Below are 15,479 nucleotides of genomic sequence, written 5' to 3' on the forward strand. Positions count from 1 at the left end.
GCCCCGAAGCGCGCGGACGGCGCGGCGCGCAGCCCTGAAACTGATCCCGGGTGTTGCATCAAACGCAGCACCCTATCCTTCGATCCGGCTGAAATCGGCAACCTGCCCGACGGCGCGGGTGAAGCGCGCAAGCAGATCGAGGCGGCTTTTGCGCTTGTCCGAATTGTCGTCGTTGACCGTGACCTCGTCGAAGAAGGCGTCGATCGGCGCGCGCAGGCTGGCAAGCGCCTTCATCGCATCCTCGAAACGCTCTTCCCCGATCGCCTTCGCCGCCTGCGGAGCGGCCGCGTCGAGCGCCTCGATCAGTGCGCGTTCGGCAGGTTCGGGGTCGTAGGACAGCGCATCCGCCCCCCTGCCCGCACCGCGACCAAAGGCCGCGTCGAATTCGGGCTTTCCGGCGAGCGCGAGCGGGTCTTCCTCGCTGGTTTCGGCGACCGGTTCACCCGCACGCGGCGGGGCGGCGTCCCATTCCTCCTTCTTGAGGATATTGGCCGCGCGCTTGTAGCCGGCGAGAAGGTTCGTGCCGTCCTCGGTCTCGACGAAGCTTTGCAGCGCATGGACGCGGGCGAGCAGGCGCACGAGATCGTCCTCGTTTGAAAGGTCCAACTTCCGGCGGCTCACTGGCTGCGCTCCACCAAACTCGTCACTGAAATTAATAGTGAGCTTCTCGACCTTTTTGGAGATCAATGCTCGAACGATATCATGCCGAACCCCTCGGGCCTTGAAAACCTCCTCAATCCGATCGTGAAGATAATTAGAAACAATCGCGACCGTTCCAAATAAGGATTCGAATTCAAAACTACGCGAATTCTGCACAAAATAAAGTGGGATGGAATGTTCAAAATCGATATGTTTGTCATCGATTTTCTCAAAGACGATCAATTCGGAAGCGAGCTTGCCAATATTCGCCTCTTGAAGGATTACTATCCTATCGGAATCGTTATCAAAATAATCATCAAAATCAACAAAATCGCAATGACGATAGAGGGTTTGAAGCAGCAGAAGTCGCGAAAAGCCTATCGCATCATGAATCGAGAGTCTTAGGTCGTTCTCGGTCACCAACTTGATAATCGAATGCGCTGCCCGCCTAAGCGCAAACGGATCCTTCGAGCCCGTTGGTTTCTCATTAACAGCAAAGAACCCGACCAGCGTATCCAGCTTATCCGCCAGCGAAACCGCCACCGTCACCGGGGCCGTCGGCACGTCATCACCCTGCCCAACCGGCTTGTAATGATCGCGGATCGCGTCGGCCACTTCGTCCGGCAAGCCCTTGGCGCGGGCGTAATAGCCTCCCATAAGTCCTTGCAATTCGGGGAATTCGCCGACCATTTCGGTGACGAGGTCGGCCTTGCACAGGCGGGCGGCCTGCTGCGCCATGTCCGCCAAACTCTCTTTCGTCACCCCGGCCCCCGAGCCGGGGTCCCGCTTTTCTTCAGATGGCGCACCGGAAGAAGCGGGACCCCGGATCAAGTCCGGGGTGACGATATCGGACTCCACCAACCACCGCGCGAGCTTCGCCACGCGCTCGACCTTGTCCGCGACCGTCCCGAGCTTCTCGTGAAAGGTGATCCGCTCCAGCCCCTTGGCGTGCTCGGCCAGCGTCTTCTTCTGGTCGACCTCCCAGAAGAAGCGCGCATCGGCAAGCCGCGCGGCGAGCACCTTGCGGTTGCCATCGACCACCAGCGCCGGTTCGAGCGCGTCGATATTCGCGGTGCACACAAAGGCGTTGGCGAGTTTTCCGGCCTTGTCTTCGCACACGAAATATTTCTGGTTCACCCGCGCGGAAAGCTGGATGACCTCGGGCGGCACTTCCAGGAACGCCTCGTCGAACCGGCCAAGCAGCGGGGCGGGCCATTCGGTAAGGCCGGCATTCTCGACCACCAGCCCCTCGTCCTCGACAAGCACGAGGCCCGCCGCCTTGGCCGCCTTGCGCGCGCCTTCGCGGATGATCCCGGCGCGTTCGGCGTGATCGACGATGACGAAGGCTTCGCGCAGCTTCGCCGCGTAATCGTCGGCGCTCTCGATCGTCACCGGGCCGGAGGAATGGAAGCGGTGCCCCATCGTCTCGCGCCCACTCGCCAGCCCGTCCATCACGCAGGGCACGATGTCGTCGCCCAGCAGCGCGACCATCCCTGAAAGCGGGCGCACCCAGCGCGTGCTTTCGCTGCTGATCGAAGCTTCGCCCCAGCGCATCGATTTTGGCCAGGAAAAATCGCGGATGATTGCAGGAATAGCAGCGGCGAGAAGGTCGACGACCGCCTGACCCGGGCGCTCGATCACGGCGAAATACGTCGCGCGGCCCTTGACCTCGCGCTCTTCGAGTTGATCGCGGGTGACCCCGTTCTTGCGGCAGAAACCGTCCACCGCCTGATCGGGCGCGCCGGCGGGCGGGCCTTTCGCTTCCTCGCGCACCGCCTCGGTCTGTTCGGGCAGCCCGCGCGCGATCAGGGCAAGACGGCGCGGCGTCGACCAGACCGTGACATCGCCCACCGCAACCCCGGCGGCATCCATTTCGCGGCGGAACAGCTTTTCGAATTCACCGCGCGCACCCGCCTGCATGCGGGCGGGGATTTCCTCGGAGCGCAGTTCGAGCAGGAAATCAGGCATGGGCCGCTCCCGCTACGCCGCCGACACGAGTCCCAGCGCAGGCTGGGACCTCCCGGAAGGCCGCGCCAACCCGCCCGAGGTCCCAGCCTTCGCTGGGACTCACACACGGAGCGCCAACCCGCCCGAGGTCCCAGCCTTCGCTGGGACTCACACATGGAGCGCCAGCTGGCCTGAGGTCCCAGCCTTCGCTGGGACTCACGCGGGGGGCGGAAAAACCCATCACAGGCTCCACCCCGGATGGCTCTCGGCCCAGCGCGGGGCCATCATTTTCGCGTATTTTGCGCAGGACGAGCGGGCGAGATCGCGCACCCGGCCCATATAACTCGCGCGTTCCTGCACGCTGATGACGCCGCGCGCCTGCAGCAGGTTGAAGATGTGGCTCGCCTCGATCGCCTGTTCATAGGCTGCGATGGGGACGTTTTCGGCCAATGCGTTGCGGCATTCCGCCTCGGCCTTGGTGAACAGCGCGAACAGGCCCTCGGTATCGGCGACCTCGAAATTCCATTTCGACATCTGGCGTTCGTTTTCGAGGAAAACATCGCCATAGGAAAAGCCGGAGGAATTGAAAGCGAGATCGTAGACGTTGTCGACACCCTGGATATACATGGCGAGCCGTTCGAGCCCGTAGGTCAGTTCGCCCGAAACGGGCTTGCAGTCGAAGCCGCCCATCTGCTGGAAATAGGTGAACTGGGTGACTTCCATCCCGTCGCACCAGACTTCCCAGCCCAGCCCCCATGCGCCGAGGGTGGGCGATTCCCAGTCATCCTCGACAAAGCGGATATCGTGCGCGAGCGGGTTGATGCCGATCGCCTCGAGGCTGCCGAGATACAGTTCCTGGATGTCGGGCGGCGATGGCTTCAGGATGACCTGATACTGGTAATAATGCTGCAGCCGGTTGGGATTCTCGCCATAGCGCCCGTCGGTCGGGCGGCGGCACGGCTGGACGAAGGCGGCATTCCAGCTTTCCGGGCCGAGCGCGCGCAGGGTCGTAGCGGTGTGAAACGTGCCCGCCCCCATGCGCATATCGTAGGGCTGCAGGATCACGCAGCCGCGCGCCGCCCAGTAATCGTGCAGCGTAAGGATCATGTCCTGAAAGGACCGGGTCGGGTCGCGGCCGGTTTTTGCTGTCGTATGCGGCGAGGCGGTCATGGCGGGTGCCAATGGCCCAACCCCCGCAAACCGTCAATGCCGCGCCGCAGCGAGGGCGGCGGCGCACTTCGTGCAAGCCGTGCCTACCGGCTTTCCGTCACCTTGTGCTGACCAAAAGTCATGTTGTCTTGACATAGACAGCGAATCGCGACATATAGTCAGCACAACCTGACATATCGGAAGGTTGTCCATACACGAACCAACCCTTCTTCCTCCCCAGGAGAACCGATGATGAAAATCTGTCACCTTGTTCCCGCTGCGGCGATCCTCGCAGCCGTCCTTCCCCACATCACCCCGGTCCAAGCCGCTGCGGCGCCCGCCAACGCGGAAGCCTTCAGCGAAACGGCAAAGCACAACGACCTCGATCTCACCGAGCGCGAGGATATTGCCCGGCTTGATGCCCGCATCGAGACCCGGATCCGTCGGCTCTGCACCAATGGAGGGCGCGATTTCGCTTCGCTTCGGCTGGAGCGCGAGTGCCGCGAAGCTGCGCGCAGTTCCGCCGAAGTGCAGGTGCGCCTCGCGGTCGCCGAGGCCAATACGAAGGCCGTGCGCCTTGCTGAAACGAACGACGCATCCCCCGCCGACACTCCGGGCGCGTGATGCAACAGGCCGCCCTGCCCGATCCGGACCTTCCCGGACGCGGAGGAGGCAGGGCGGCTTTCAATCTCGAGAGGGAATTCGGCCATGAAGGCACTCAATGATCCGATCTGTGTCAGGCGCTGGCAGGCCTGTCTTGCCCTTGGCATGAGCGGACTTGCGATCGGCATGCTGCTGGCGAAGCTGACCTCGGCTCTCGGCCTGTGATGATCGAAAGAGCACTCGACCAATGACCAAGACCGCAAGCAGGACGAAGCTTCATCTCGCAATGGGGCATGTCGTCACGATCGCAACCCTCGCGGTGGTTGTCTTTGCCTTCGATCTCGTACCGCGCCCGGTCGCCAGCATCGCCGCGCTCGCCGCGATGGTCGCGCTGGTCATGATGTTCGCCACCAGGCGCGCGGACGAATGGGTCGCCTCGCTCTGGACCGCGGGCGCGAGCGCGGGGTTCCTGGGCGCGATCGGCTGGCTGCTTTTCGCGCCCTTCGTCGAAGGCGTGATCGACGGCATTCGCGGCGATGAGGCGGCGCAAGATCTTCCCGCCGCTGCCGCTTCGATCGTCGCGCTCGCCTGCTTCGCGCTGGCCTTCAATCTCAAGCGGCTGAGGGGTTACTGATGAAAAACCGCCTCAAGGTCCTGCGCGCCGAGCGCGACTGGAGCCAGGCCGAGCTGGCGGGACGTCTCGACGTTTCGCGGCAGGCGGTGAACGCGATCGAGACCGGAAAACACGACCCTTCCCTCCCCCTCGCCTTTCGCATCGCCCGACTGTTCGAGATGCGGATCGAGGACATTTTCGACGACGGAGAATCCGTATGACCCAGACCCCCGGCCCCGGAGAGGCCCGAACCCGCCAGCGGCAACGGCGGCAGATGATCTATGTCGGTGTCGCAGCACTCATCGGCGGGGCGATCGGCTTTCTCACCGGCTTCTTCGACCGCGGCGACGGCAGCCTGTTCACCGGTGATTGGGAAGCTCTGTCGCTCGACCCGGCGATCGCCGTGGTCGTGTCGATCGCCATTGTCGCAGGGCTGCTCGCCCTGCCGCTTTACGGCTTCACCCAGGTCGACGAGCTCAAACGCGAATACAATCTTATCGCTTTCACCGGCGGCTGCCTTGCGACCATCACCGGCTTTCCGGTGTGGGCCGTGCTTTATGCCGGCGGCTTCGTACCGGCGCCGCATGCCTTTGGCGTATTCGCGATCGCCTTCGTCTCGATGATGGTGTCCTACCCCATTGCCCGCATCGTCCGATGACACCGTTCAAGACAACGTCACGTTTCCGCCCTAGCATTCTCCAAGCACGAAAGGAATCGATTACGATGAAACGCATTTCCCTGCTCACAGCCTGCGCTACGGCGTTTGCCCTTGCCGCCGGCGCTCCCGCCGCCGCTCAGGACACCGCACCGCCCGCCGCCGATCTGCCTGCGGGGCCCGATGGTCCCGCGCTGTGGAGCGTCTCGGACGAGGACACCACGATCTACCTGTTCGGGACGGTCCACGTGCTTCCCGAGGAGGTGAAATGGTACGATCCCGAAATCGCCTCCGCGCTCGCCGAAGCAGATACGCTCGTCACCGAGATCAGGATGGACCCCGACAGCGAGGCGGCGATGCAGCAGCTCGCCATGGCCAAGGGCATGCTGCCCGAAGGTACGACGCTGCGTTCATTGCTGGACGAGGAACAGACCGCGACCTACGAGGCGGCGCTGGGCAAGATCGGCGTCCCCGCGGCCGCATTCGACCGTTTCGAGCCCTGGATGGCGGGGCTTACCCTGACGACTGTCCCGCTGATGCAACAGGGCTATTCGCCCGATAGCGGAGTCGAGAAGATCATCCTCTCCAAGGCCGGAGACAAGCCGCGGGATGCGCTCGAGACGGCGGAATTCCAGCTTGGTCTTTTCGATGGGCTGCCGACCGAACAGCAGGTCGCCTTCATGATGTCGGCGGCCGAAGGCGTGGACGAGGTCAAGGACATGCTCGATTCCATGGTCGCCGAATGGATCGAAGGCGATGCCGACGCGCTCGCCGAGATCATGAATGACGGAATGGACGATCCCGCCCTCGCCGAGGCGCTGCTTTACCGGCGCAATGCGACCTGGGCCGAATGGATCGAAGCGCGCCTCGCCGAACCCGGCACGGTGTTCATTGCGGTCGGCGCGGGCCATCTTGCGGGCGAGAAGAGCGTGCAGGATTACCTCGCCGAAAAAGGCATCGCGACCGCGCGAATCCAGTGATCGCAAGCATGGCAGTCGATAGGGTCCGCAGGACGGTGGCACGCCTGCGGGCCCTCGCGCCTTTCACTGTCTCCGCATTATTCGTGGCCCTCGCGGCCTGTGCGCCGGACGAGCGCGAGCCCGGGCCGCCCGCCGATCCGCTGGTCCACGAAATCACCGACGCCGAAGGCCGCGTGCGCGGCTGGCTGTTCGGCACGATCCACGCCCTGCCCGACGGCACGCAATGGCGCACCCCGGTGATCGACCGGGTCGTGAACGAGGCCGGGATGCTGATGGTCGAGATCGCCGATCTCGAGAACCGCGACCGGATCGCCCGGACCTTCGACCGCCTTGCCACGACGCCTGACCTGCCTCCCCTCCCCCTGCGCATCGCGCCGGCAATGCGCGACGAACTCGCCGAGCTGATGGACAAGGCCGGGCTTTCCGAAAGCGATACGGTGCGGATCGAAACGTGGGCAGCAGCGCTCATGCTTGCCCGGGCGCAGGGCGCTGGCAGCGCCGAAAACGGAGTGGACCGGGCTCTGATCGCTGATTTCGACGGGCGGCCGGTGCGCGAGGTGGAAGGCGCGCGGGCCCAGCTTTCTGCCTTCGACCGGCTCGCCGAAACCGACCAGCGCGACCTGCTGCGCGAGGTGGTTGCGGGCGCGGGCGATATCGGTGCCGATCCGGCCGCGCTGCGGCGCGCATGGCTGGCAGGCGACGAGGCAGCGCTTGTCCAAGCGGGAGAGAGCGGCATCCTGGCCGATCAGGGTCTGCGCCAGATGTTGCTGATCGAGCGCAACCGCGATTGGCTCGGCCCCATCCTCAGGGAACTGGACCGCGGCGCGCGGCCCCTCGTCGCGGTGGGCGCGGCGCATATCGTGGGTCCGGACGGCCTCGCGGCGCTGATCGAGCAGCGTGGTTTTCGCGTGCGCCGTTTGAACCGGACAGGGTCGATGCGAATGCGAGCCGCAGCGCCGCCCGGCCATCCGGGCGATCCCGAGACGGCGCGCAGCGCGAAACGCCTTGCCAATCGCATGCAGGCGCTGTAACGGCCCGCGCTTCGGCGCCATGGTCATCCCTGGAGGCGCGGCGCCGCTGACTGTATCCATACACGCATTCGAAAGGCAGATCTCATGAGCGACGCTCTCACCCTGCCGGCCGAGGCGCGCGAACGGGCTGGCAAGGGAGCCTCCCGAGCACTTCGCCGCGAAGGCCGGATTCCCGCCGTCATCTATGGCGGCAAGGAAGAACCGACACCGATCCATGTCGAGGAGAAGGAACTGGTCAAGCAACTTGGCACCGGTCACTTCATGAACTCGATCCTGCAGATCGAACTGGGCGGCAAGACAATCCGCACCATTCCTAAGGATGTTGCTCTCGATCCGGTTTCGGACCGTCCGGTCCATGCCGATTTCCTGCGCCTTTCGAAGGACTCGAAAATCGAAGTCCAGGTCCCGGTCGTCTTCACCAATGAAGAGGACTCGCCCGGCCTCAAGAAGGGCGGCGTACTGAACGTCGTTCGCCACGAGCTCGATCTGGTCTGCGAATCCGACAAGATTCCCGACGAGATCGAAATCGACGTTTCGGGCCGCGAAGTGGGCGATTCGATCCACATCAGCGAAATCTCCCTGCCCGAAGGCAGCGAAAGCGCGATCACCGACCGCGACTTCACCATTGCCACGCTGGTGGCCCCGTCGGCGCTCAAGAAGTCCGAGGGTGCTGAAGGCGACGAGGAAGAAGTCGCTGCCGACGAAGTCGAAGCGACCGAACAGGGCGGCGACGAAGCCGAGGGCGAGGGCGACAGCGAATAAGCCGACTTTCCCTCCCATCCGAAAGACCACCAGGAACGCCGGGCCGGAAAACCGACCCGGCGTTTTTGGTTGAGGCTTGGCACCCAACGGTTAAAGGCGCTCGCCATGCAGATTTGGGTTGGCCTTGGTAATCCCGGACCGCGCTATGCGCTCCATCGCCACAATATCGGCTTCATGGCGATGGACCTGATCGCCGACATGCACGGCTTCACCCCGGTGCAGAAAAAGTTTTCGGGATGGGTCCAGGAAGGCCGGATCGGCGGCGAGAAGGTGCTGCTGCTGAAACCCGCCACTTTCATGAACGAAAGCGGACGAAGCGTTGGGGAGGCCATGCGATTCTACAAGCTCGCTCCCGATGCGCTCACCGTCTTCCATGACGAGCTCGACCTTGCCCCGTTCAAGGTCAAGGTGAAGCGCGGCGGAGGGACGGCGGGGCATAACGGGCTGCGATCGATCGACCGCCATCTTGGCCCCGATTTCCGCCGCGTGCGCATCGGGATAGGCCATCCCGGGCACAAGGACCGCGTAACCGGCCATGTCCTCGGCAACTACGCGAAAGCCGAGCAGGACGACCTCGCCACCATGCTTGGCGCGATAGGGAGCGACGCGCACTGGCTCGCCGAAGGAGACGATGCCCGCTTCATGAGCGACGTCGCGCTTCGCCAGCAGGGCTGAATGGGCCAGCAGGGGTAGGCCCGTCGGCAGGATCGAGACGGATTTGCAACTCGCCCCGCCTTCCATGCGTTGGTGGGACGATATGAAGACCGAAATCCGATCGAACTGGAGTCATGCCATCCTCGTCTGCGGCAAATGCGGCAAGAAGGCGAAGAAACGCGGCCTGACATTCGGACGCAAGCAGCAGACTTTCCGCAAGGCGCTCAAATCCGCGCTCGGCGCGAAGAAAGGGCGCAAGGCCCCGCTTGGCCTCGTCGAAGTGCCATGCCTCGACATCTGCCCCAAGAAAGGAGTCGTGCTGATCGACAGCCGCACGCCGGGGCAATGGCGTATCATCACGCCCGATGCCGACATGGACGAGCTCGCCCGCCAGCTCGAATCCGTCGACGAATAGGCATCGGATTGCCCCGCGCCGGGACAGGGCATGGCAATCGCGCTGACGCACGGCGCGTGCGGCGATATGGAAATGCCGTACGAGCACAGGGGATTTTCCATGCGCCATTTCCAAGTCCTTCCCGCCGCCTTTGCCCTTGGCCTCGCCGGCTTTTCGCTCGGCACACCGGCCCAAGCCATGAAGCCGCCGCCTTCCGATCCCCCGGCCACGGGATCGAGCTCTTCGGGCGGCGGGACCGCCGTGCCCGAACCCTCGAGTCTCGTCCTGTTCGGTGCGGGCGCTGCGGCTGTCATGCTCACGCGCCGTCGCCGCCGCCGCAAGGACTGAAGCACTCGCCAGCCCGCCCGCAGGGCTCGCGCCGCGCGATGGTCCGTGGCGATGCGGATGAACCAGATGGCCGTAGGCTGCGCCGGATGCGACACACAAGTCGCATTCCGCCCCTCGCCCGGAGCGTCGACTAGCCGCCGCGTTACACCCGCTTCGAGCCTCCGAGCGGCAAGACGTTCCCGATTCGCCGTGTCGATCCGGTCCTTGGGCCCAACACGCTCGCCTGTTTCGAGATCGAAGAGCTTGACCACATGGTTGCAAGCCTGAAAGAGGCGCAGCTGACATTCACCAAAGTTCCCGTCGATGCCTGCCGGAGCTGGTGCGAAGCGCGCCTTGTCGAATCCGGCGGTAACGAAACATGCCTCTATCGGGTCGGCGGGATTCGCCGATTTCCGCCCAGGCGCATCGACGGGCGAAGCAGGGATTAGAAAAGATGGGTTTCCGATGCGGGATCGTGGGCCTTCCCAATGTAGGCAAGTCCACCCTTTTCAATGCTTTGACCGAAACGCAGGCCGCGCAGGCCGCGAACTATCCCTTCTGCACGATCGAACCCAATGTCGGCCAGGTCGCGGTCCCTGACGAACGGCTCGAGAAAATCGCCGCGATCGCGAAAAGCGCCAAGGTGGTCGCCACGCAGCTCGCCTTTGTCGACATTGCCGGGCTCGTGAAGGGCGCGAGCAAGGGCGAAGGGCTCGGCAACCAGTTTCTCGGCAATATCCGCGAGGTCGATTCGATCGTCCATGTTCTCAGGTGCTTCGAGGATGACGACATTCAGCACGTCAACAACAGGGTCGATCCCATCGCAGATGCCGAAGTGGTCGAAACCGAACTGATGCTGGCCGATCTCGAAAGCCTCGAAAAGCGCGTTCCTGCTGCGGCCAAGCGCGCGACCGGCGGCGACAAGGAAGCGAAGATCATGGCGAGCGTCCTCGGGCAGGCGCTCGACCTGCTCAAGGACGGCAAGCCCGCACGCCTCACCGAACCCAACGACGAGGAAGAGGCACGCATCTTCGCCCAGGCACAGCTGCTCACCGCCAAGCCGGTGCTGTATGTCTGTAATGTCGCCGAAGACGAGGCGGCGAGCGGCAATACCTTGTCCGAGGCGGTTTTCGCCAAGGCCGAGGCGGAAGGCGCGCAGGCCGTCGTCGTGTCCGCCGCGATCGAGGCCGAGCTGGTCGCTATGCCGGAAGAGGACCGCGCCGAATATCTCGAAAGCCTGGGATTGGACGAAAGCGGCCTCGCCCGCGTGATCCGCGCGGGCTACACCCTGCTTGGGCTCAAGACCTTCTTTACCGCCGGCCCCAAGGAAGCGCGCGCCTGGACCTTTCCCGAAGGCGCCAAAGCGCCGCAGGCTGCGGGCGAGATTCACACCGATTTCGAGAAAGGCTTCATCCGCGCCGAAACTATCGCCTATGACGATTACATCGCACTGGGCGGCGAGGCGGCTGCACGCGATGCAGGCAAACTTCGCCAGGAGGGCAAGGAATATCTAGTTCAGGACGGCGACGTCATGCTCTTCAAGTTCAACGTGTGATCCGCCTCGACCCGGCGCATTTATCGGAACGATAGCGCAAAGGCCCCCGTTGGTTTCCCTACAGCGATCATAGGGAGACGAACGGTCATGGTAGACAAGTCCGAAAAGTTCAATTGGCTCGTGCGGGTCGGCTATTTCAGTCGGGCGGTGCTTTACTTCGTGCTCGGTCTGTTGGCCCTGACCAGTGCCGGCGCGATCAGCGAGGGAACGGACGGCATCTTCAAGGCGGTCGAGGAATTTCCGGCCGGGACCGCATTGCTCTGGGTGCTTGTTTTGGGCTTGGCCGCCTATGCGCTGTTCCGCTTCGCCTCCCCCGTTTTCGACATCGAGAACAACGGTTCGGACGGGAAAGGCTGGGGCAAGAGGCTGGGCCACGCCGGGAGCGGGATCGCTCACCTGGCGCTCGCCTGGACCGCCTACAAGGTTGCGACCGGATCGCCTTCGGGCGGAAGCGGCGCGAGCGGGGCTGCGGCCGGCGTGCTCTCGGTCGAATTCGGCGGAGTGGTGCTGGGCCTGCTCGGCATCGCCTTTTTCCTCGCCGCGGTGAACCAAGGTGACAAGGCGATTTCGGGCAAGTTCATGCGCCGCATTTCCCCGCGCGCTCCGGATTCGACACGCTGGCTGGGCGGAGCAGGCTTCGCCGCGCGCGGCGTAGTCTACGTCGTCATCGGCTGGTCGCTGGTGCAGGCCGGGTTCCTTTCGAGCGGCGCTTCGCAGGTGAAGACGCTGGGCGAAGCGGTCGCCTCGCTGGCAGGGACAGGATGGCTGTTCACGCTAACAGCGGCGGGCCTGCTGCTGTTCGGCCTCTTCAGCCTGATCCTTGCGCGCTATCGCGTCATTCCCGAAATCGACCCGAAGCAGGGCGTGCCGACATTCCGCGCCGCCTGAACGCTTGGAAAAGGCACACCTCACCTCGCGCTTCCATCCCCCTATTTCCATCCCCAGGTGAGGATGCAGGGGGGGATGTTGCGCCAGACGAAGTCGGTCTCGACCCTGTTGAAATGCGCCTCGGTCAAATCGCGTGCGGCGGCGCGGAACTGGTAAGTCAGGAACGCCCCGCCGCTTCGCAGGACACGCTCGGTCGCCGCGACGATGCGATCTGCCACGCCTTCCGGCAAGGTCGACACGGGCAGGCCCGAGAGTACGAAATCGGCTTGCTCATGGCCCAGTTGCCTGACGAAGCGCTCGACGTCCTCGGCCGATCCGAGACGGGCATGGAAACGCTCGTCGTCCACGGTTCGGTTGAGGTAATCGATGAAACGCTCATTGGTATCGATCACCAGCAGCTTGCCATCGCCGGGCAGACGCTCGAGAATGTGCGGGCAGAAGGTTCCGACACCCGGGCCGTACTCGACGAAAATTTTGCAGTTTTTCCAGTCGACGCGCTGCAGCATGGCATCGATCGTCACGCGTGAAGAGGGGATCACCGAACCGACCATACGGGGGGATTCGATAAAGCCGCGAAAGAAAACGGCGATCGGGCCGAGCAGCCGCCCGAGCCCGTTGCGTGCGTGTTTCGGCATGGCGGCGCTGCGATCGCCTGTATTCACTTTACGTTGAATCCTTTTTGTTTCCTTCATTTGCCGGAGGGCTACCGGCGCTCCTCTCTCATGACGGTTATGCAAGCCGAATCCAAGGGGCGCGGCGCCATGCCTCGCCGTCTGTCGCATTCATACAACGCCCCAGCGGCAGGGGCGTGCTAGACCCGCGTGATCTTAAGCAATGACCGATAGGGAGATCAGCCGTGATCGGACCCGCCGCACTCCTCCTGGCCCAGGCAGCCAGTCCAGCGCCGATCCTGCCAGAAATGGAGCAGGCTGGATTTGAATTCCGCCGCTGCGGCACAAGCGACATAGAGAAAATCTGCTTCTACGCAGCCGCACCGGAGGAGGGCCACGACATCCTTTATCTCGTCGTAAGGGAGGATTTCTACATGGTCATGGCCCGCTCGGTTCAGTGCAAGGGGGAGCTGTCATCGCGAATGGATGCAGGCGACAATCACTTTTACACTCTTGGCGGTCGCCATTACCGGACGGCACAGGGTGCAGGTTTCGATCAGCTCCTGTTTGATGACTACGACCTTGCCTGCGCGGGCGAACCTGCGAAGGAGCCGTTACGCCTCGGCGAAGTCCTTGCTGATGCGAAGGCCAGGTTCGCCGCTCTCTAGCCTTTTCCGGACAACAGGCACCCTTCGGCTTCAGTGTCGCCCGAACAGCTTTTCGACATCTTCCATCGACAGCTTGACCCAGGTCGGGCGGCCGTGATTGCACTGGCCCGAACGGGGCGTTGCCTCCATCTCGCGCAAGAGCGCGTTCATCTCCGCGACCGAGAGCACCCGCCCTGCCCTTACCGATTCGTGACACGCCATCGTCGCGAGCGTGTATTCGAGCCGCTCGGCCAGCAGCAGCGCGCCGCTGTTCTCCTGCTTCCCGTGCTTGGCAATGTCGTCGGCCAGATCGGCAAGAAGCCTTTCGGTATCCGCCTTGGCTATCGCGGAAGGCACGGCGCGCACCAGCATCGCCGAAGGACCGAAGCGTTCGATCACGAGACCGAACCGGGCGAGACCGTCTGCGGCATCCTCGAGGCGGTCGCAATCGACTTCGTCCATTTCTACCACGTCGGGCACGAGCAGGGCCTGGCTGCGCCGCGCCGCCTCCCCCGCCCCGCCGGCGCGCAGGCGTTCGAGGACCAGGCGCTCGTGTGCGGCGTGCTGGTCGACCAGCACCAGCCCATCGGCGGCTTCGGCGACGATATAGGTGTTTGCCACCTGGCCGCGCGCGATGCCCAGAGGGTATTGTCGGGCTTCCTCGGGGATAGGCGCGGCCTCTTCGGCCCGGCCCATCGGCAATGCGTGCGCCGGATCGCGCCAGTCGGCCCGCGGCTCGGCGACCTGCCCGGAATGGGGACGCGGCGCGCTCCAGTCGCGGCCGGAAAAGATGCTTGCAAGGCTCTCTTCAGGGGCGGGTGCAGCGGGTTCGGATTGCCACCGGTCCATCGCCTTTCGATCCGGTCCCTGTGCGCTGCGCCGGTCGCCCGTCGCAAGCGCTTGTCTAAGCCCCGAGACGATGAAGCCGCGCACCCCGGCGGCGTCGCGAAAACGAACCTCGGTCTTGGCCGGGTGGACGTTCACGTCGACATCCTCGGCAGGCAGCTCGAGGAACAGGGCGAGCACTGCGTGACGGTCGCGCGCAAGCATGTCGGAATAGGCTCCGCGCACCGCGCCGACCAGCAGGCGATCCTTGACCGGGCGGCCGTTGACAAAGAGGTACTGGTGATCGGCGACCCCGCGATTATACGTCGGCAGGCCCGCAACCCCCGTAAGCCGCATCTTCCCGTGCGGCGTCTCGCGGACAAGGTCGAGCGGGACCGAATTGTCCTTGAGTTCGTGGGCGATGATCTGCGCAACGCGGGTGGCGAGCGGTTCGCCGCCTTGCGTGCGCAGGACGGTGCGGTCTTTCCCTTCGGCCCCGTTGGTCAGCGTGAAGGCGATCTCGGGACGGGCCATCGCCAGCCTGCGGACCACGTCGAGGCTGGCGATGTATTCGCTGCGCGCCGTGCGCAAGAACTTGCGGCGAGCGGGGACGCGGGCGAAGAGCTGCTCGATCCGCACACGTGTGCCGGGCGGGAGTGGGGCCGGGCCTTCCTCGACCAGTTCGCCGTGGTCGACCACGCGTCGCCAGCCTTCGGCCGCGCCCGGCACCCGGCTTTCGAGCGTGAATCGGGCAACGCTCGCGATCGAGGGCAGTGCTTCGCCGCGAAAGCCTAGCGTCTCGACCCGCTCGATCGCGCCTTCCTCGCCGATCAGCGCATCGGGTAATTTCGAGGTGGCGTGCCGTTCGAGCGCGAGTTCCATCTGGGCAGCGCTCATTCCGCAGCCGTCATCGGTCACTTCGAGCCGGGTCAGACCGCCATCGGTCAGCGCGATCGCGATTCGCGACGCGCCCGCATCGATCGCGTTCTCGACCACTTCCTTGAGCGCCGAGGCCGGACGTTCGACAACCTCACCGGCCGCTATACGGTCGACAAGCGTGGAGGGAAGGCGGCGAATTTGCGGCATTTGTCGCAGCCTAGCCTTCAGCAGTCGCAAATTCGAGGGTAACCGATCATAATAAGCGCGTGCGTCAACAATAATTTTGGCCTTTTGACCGCGAAAACGCTAGGCGCATCGGG

General features: G+C 64.1%; 17 protein-coding genes. 13 read left to right on the plus strand and 4 right to left on the minus strand.

Annotation, left to right across the window (positions count from 1 at the left end; all coding sequences use genetic code 11):
- Window positions 1-72: 72 nt before the first annotated feature.
- Both glyS and RIB52_RS10660 read right to left on the minus strand, forming a co-directional pair.
- Window positions 73-2,607 (minus strand): glycine--tRNA ligase subunit beta, encoded by a 2,535-nt coding sequence (gene glyS, locus RIB52_RS10655; protein WP_350175417.1) that lies wholly within the window; start codon window positions 2,605-2,607, stop codon window positions 73-75.
- 219 nt (window positions 2,608-2,826) lie between these two features.
- Window positions 2,827-3,693: a glycine--tRNA ligase subunit alpha gene (locus RIB52_RS10660; protein ID WP_502879528.1), complete on the minus strand. Its 867-nt coding sequence runs from the start codon at window positions 3,691-3,693 to the stop codon at window positions 2,827-2,829.
- Window positions 3,694-3,984: 291 nt separating this feature from the next.
- Between RIB52_RS10660 and RIB52_RS10665 the strand changes: the two genes are divergently transcribed.
- The 12 genes from RIB52_RS10665 (at window position 3,985) to RIB52_RS10720 (ending at window position 12,197) form a co-directional block, all read left to right on the plus strand.
- The gene (locus tag RIB52_RS10665; protein WP_350175419.1) at window positions 3,985-4,359 is read left to right on the plus strand and encodes a UrcA family protein; all 375 of its coding nucleotides are present in this window, start codon (window positions 3,985-3,987) and stop codon (window positions 4,357-4,359) included.
- A gap of 226 nt (window positions 4,360-4,585) precedes the next feature.
- Complete coding sequence (locus tag RIB52_RS10670; RefSeq protein ID WP_350175420.1) at window positions 4,586-4,972, plus strand: hypothetical protein; 387 nt, start codon at window positions 4,586-4,588, stop codon at window positions 4,970-4,972.
- Window positions 4,972-5,172, plus strand: a complete 201-nt coding sequence (locus RIB52_RS10675) for a helix-turn-helix transcriptional regulator (protein WP_350175421.1) — start codon at window positions 4,972-4,974, stop codon at window positions 5,170-5,172. Before RIB52_RS10670 ends, RIB52_RS10675 begins: the two co-directional genes overlap by 1 nt.
- The gene (locus RIB52_RS10680; RefSeq protein ID WP_350175422.1) at window positions 5,169-5,609 is read left to right on the plus strand and encodes a hypothetical protein; all 441 of its coding nucleotides are present in this window, start codon (window positions 5,169-5,171) and stop codon (window positions 5,607-5,609) included. The genes RIB52_RS10675 and RIB52_RS10680 overlap by 4 nt, the downstream gene beginning before the upstream one ends.
- A 65-nt stretch (window positions 5,610-5,674) precedes the next feature.
- Window positions 5,675-6,586 carry a TraB/GumN family protein gene (locus RIB52_RS10685; RefSeq protein ID WP_350175423.1) on the plus strand — a complete coding sequence of 304 codons (912 nt, stop codon included), beginning with the start codon at window positions 5,675-5,677 and terminating at the stop codon, window positions 6,584-6,586.
- Window positions 6,587-6,669: 83 nt separating this feature from the next.
- Entirely contained in the window at window positions 6,670-7,617 is a 948-nt protein-coding gene (locus RIB52_RS10690) for a TraB/GumN family protein (RefSeq protein ID WP_350175424.1), read from the plus strand.
- Between the two features lie 84 nt (window positions 7,618-7,701).
- Window positions 7,702-8,379: a 50S ribosomal protein L25/general stress protein Ctc gene (locus RIB52_RS10695; protein WP_350175425.1), complete on the plus strand. Its 678-nt coding sequence runs from the start codon at window positions 7,702-7,704 to the stop codon at window positions 8,377-8,379.
- Between the two features lie 105 nt (window positions 8,380-8,484).
- Window positions 8,485-9,054, plus strand: coding sequence for an aminoacyl-tRNA hydrolase (gene pth, locus RIB52_RS10700; RefSeq protein ID WP_350175426.1), 570 nt, complete (start codon window positions 8,485-8,487; stop codon window positions 9,052-9,054).
- Window positions 9,055-9,136: 82 nt separating this feature from the next.
- Window positions 9,137-9,448 (plus strand): (2Fe-2S) ferredoxin domain-containing protein, encoded by a 312-nt coding sequence (locus tag RIB52_RS10705; protein ID WP_350175427.1) that lies wholly within the window; start codon window positions 9,137-9,139, stop codon window positions 9,446-9,448.
- A 99-nt stretch (window positions 9,449-9,547) separates the two neighbouring features.
- Window positions 9,548-9,775 (plus strand): PEP-CTERM sorting domain-containing protein, encoded by a 228-nt coding sequence (locus tag RIB52_RS10710; protein WP_350175428.1) that lies wholly within the window; start codon window positions 9,548-9,550, stop codon window positions 9,773-9,775.
- Window positions 9,776-10,208: 433 nt separating this feature from the next.
- Window positions 10,209-11,309 (plus strand): redox-regulated ATPase YchF, encoded by a 1,101-nt coding sequence (gene ychF / locus RIB52_RS10715; RefSeq protein WP_350175429.1) that lies wholly within the window; start codon window positions 10,209-10,211, stop codon window positions 11,307-11,309.
- Between the two features lie 87 nt (window positions 11,310-11,396).
- Window positions 11,397-12,197 carry a DUF1206 domain-containing protein gene (locus RIB52_RS10720; protein ID WP_350175430.1) on the plus strand — a complete coding sequence of 267 codons (801 nt, stop codon included), beginning with the start codon at window positions 11,397-11,399 and terminating at the stop codon, window positions 12,195-12,197.
- A gap of 41 nt (window positions 12,198-12,238) precedes the next feature.
- On the opposite strand, the gene RIB52_RS10725 is transcribed toward RIB52_RS10720, so the two are convergent.
- Complete coding sequence (locus tag RIB52_RS10725; protein ID WP_350175431.1) at window positions 12,239-12,889, minus strand: class I SAM-dependent methyltransferase; 651 nt, start codon at window positions 12,887-12,889, stop codon at window positions 12,239-12,241.
- Window positions 12,890-13,053: 164 nt separating this feature from the next.
- On the opposite strand from RIB52_RS10725, the gene RIB52_RS10730 reads away from it, so the two are divergent.
- Window positions 13,054-13,476 carry a hypothetical protein gene (locus RIB52_RS10730; RefSeq protein WP_350175432.1) on the plus strand — a complete coding sequence of 141 codons (423 nt, stop codon included), beginning with the start codon at window positions 13,054-13,056 and terminating at the stop codon, window positions 13,474-13,476.
- Between the two features lie 30 nt (window positions 13,477-13,506).
- Here the strand turns inward: RIB52_RS10730 and mutL are convergent, their stop codons facing one another.
- A complete protein-coding gene (gene mutL / locus RIB52_RS10735; protein ID WP_350175433.1) occupies window positions 13,507-15,366 on the minus strand; it encodes a DNA mismatch repair endonuclease MutL in 1,860 nt (619 codons plus the stop codon).
- Between the last annotated feature and the right edge of the window lie 113 nt (window positions 15,367-15,479).

It is taken from the genome of Erythrobacter sp., assembly GCF_040217515.1.
In the GTDB taxonomy this organism is placed as follows: domain Bacteria; phylum Pseudomonadota; class Alphaproteobacteria; order Sphingomonadales; family Sphingomonadaceae; genus Erythrobacter.

What these genes read in the sequence shown, in the direction of transcription:
- glyS (WP_350175417.1), bottom strand. Translation starts at nt 2,607, where the DNA reads ATGCCTGATTTCCTGCTCGAACTGCGCTCCGAGGAAATCCCCGCCCGC.
- RIB52_RS10660 (WP_502879528.1), bottom strand. Translation starts at nt 3,693, where the DNA reads ATGATCCTTACGCTGCACGATTACTGGGCGGCGCGCGGCTGCGTGATC.
- RIB52_RS10665 (WP_350175419.1), top strand. Translation starts at nt 3,985, where the DNA reads ATGATGAAAATCTGTCACCTTGTTCCCGCTGCGGCGATCCTCGCAGCC.
- RIB52_RS10670 (WP_350175420.1), top strand. Translation starts at nt 4,586, where the DNA reads ATGACCAAGACCGCAAGCAGGACGAAGCTTCATCTCGCAATGGGGCAT.
- RIB52_RS10675 (WP_350175421.1), top strand. Translation starts at nt 4,972, where the DNA reads ATGAAAAACCGCCTCAAGGTCCTGCGCGCCGAGCGCGACTGGAGCCAG.
- RIB52_RS10680 (WP_350175422.1), top strand. Translation starts at nt 5,169, where the DNA reads ATGACCCAGACCCCCGGCCCCGGAGAGGCCCGAACCCGCCAGCGGCAA.
- RIB52_RS10685 (WP_350175423.1), top strand. Translation starts at nt 5,675, where the DNA reads ATGAAACGCATTTCCCTGCTCACAGCCTGCGCTACGGCGTTTGCCCTT.
- RIB52_RS10695 (WP_350175425.1), top strand. Translation starts at nt 7,702, where the DNA reads ATGAGCGACGCTCTCACCCTGCCGGCCGAGGCGCGCGAACGGGCTGGC.
- pth (WP_350175426.1), top strand. Translation starts at nt 8,485, where the DNA reads ATGCAGATTTGGGTTGGCCTTGGTAATCCCGGACCGCGCTATGCGCTC.
- RIB52_RS10705 (WP_350175427.1), top strand. Translation starts at nt 9,137, where the DNA reads ATGAAGACCGAAATCCGATCGAACTGGAGTCATGCCATCCTCGTCTGC.
- RIB52_RS10710 (WP_350175428.1), top strand. Translation starts at nt 9,548, where the DNA reads ATGCGCCATTTCCAAGTCCTTCCCGCCGCCTTTGCCCTTGGCCTCGCC.
- ychF (WP_350175429.1), top strand. Translation starts at nt 10,209, where the DNA reads ATGGGTTTCCGATGCGGGATCGTGGGCCTTCCCAATGTAGGCAAGTCC.
- RIB52_RS10720 (WP_350175430.1), top strand. Translation starts at nt 11,397, where the DNA reads ATGGTAGACAAGTCCGAAAAGTTCAATTGGCTCGTGCGGGTCGGCTAT.
- RIB52_RS10725 (WP_350175431.1), bottom strand. Translation starts at nt 12,889, where the DNA reads ATGAAGGAAACAAAAAGGATTCAACGTAAAGTGAATACAGGCGATCGC.
- mutL (WP_350175433.1), bottom strand. Translation starts at nt 15,366, where the DNA reads ATGCCGCAAATTCGCCGCCTTCCCTCCACGCTTGTCGACCGTATAGCG.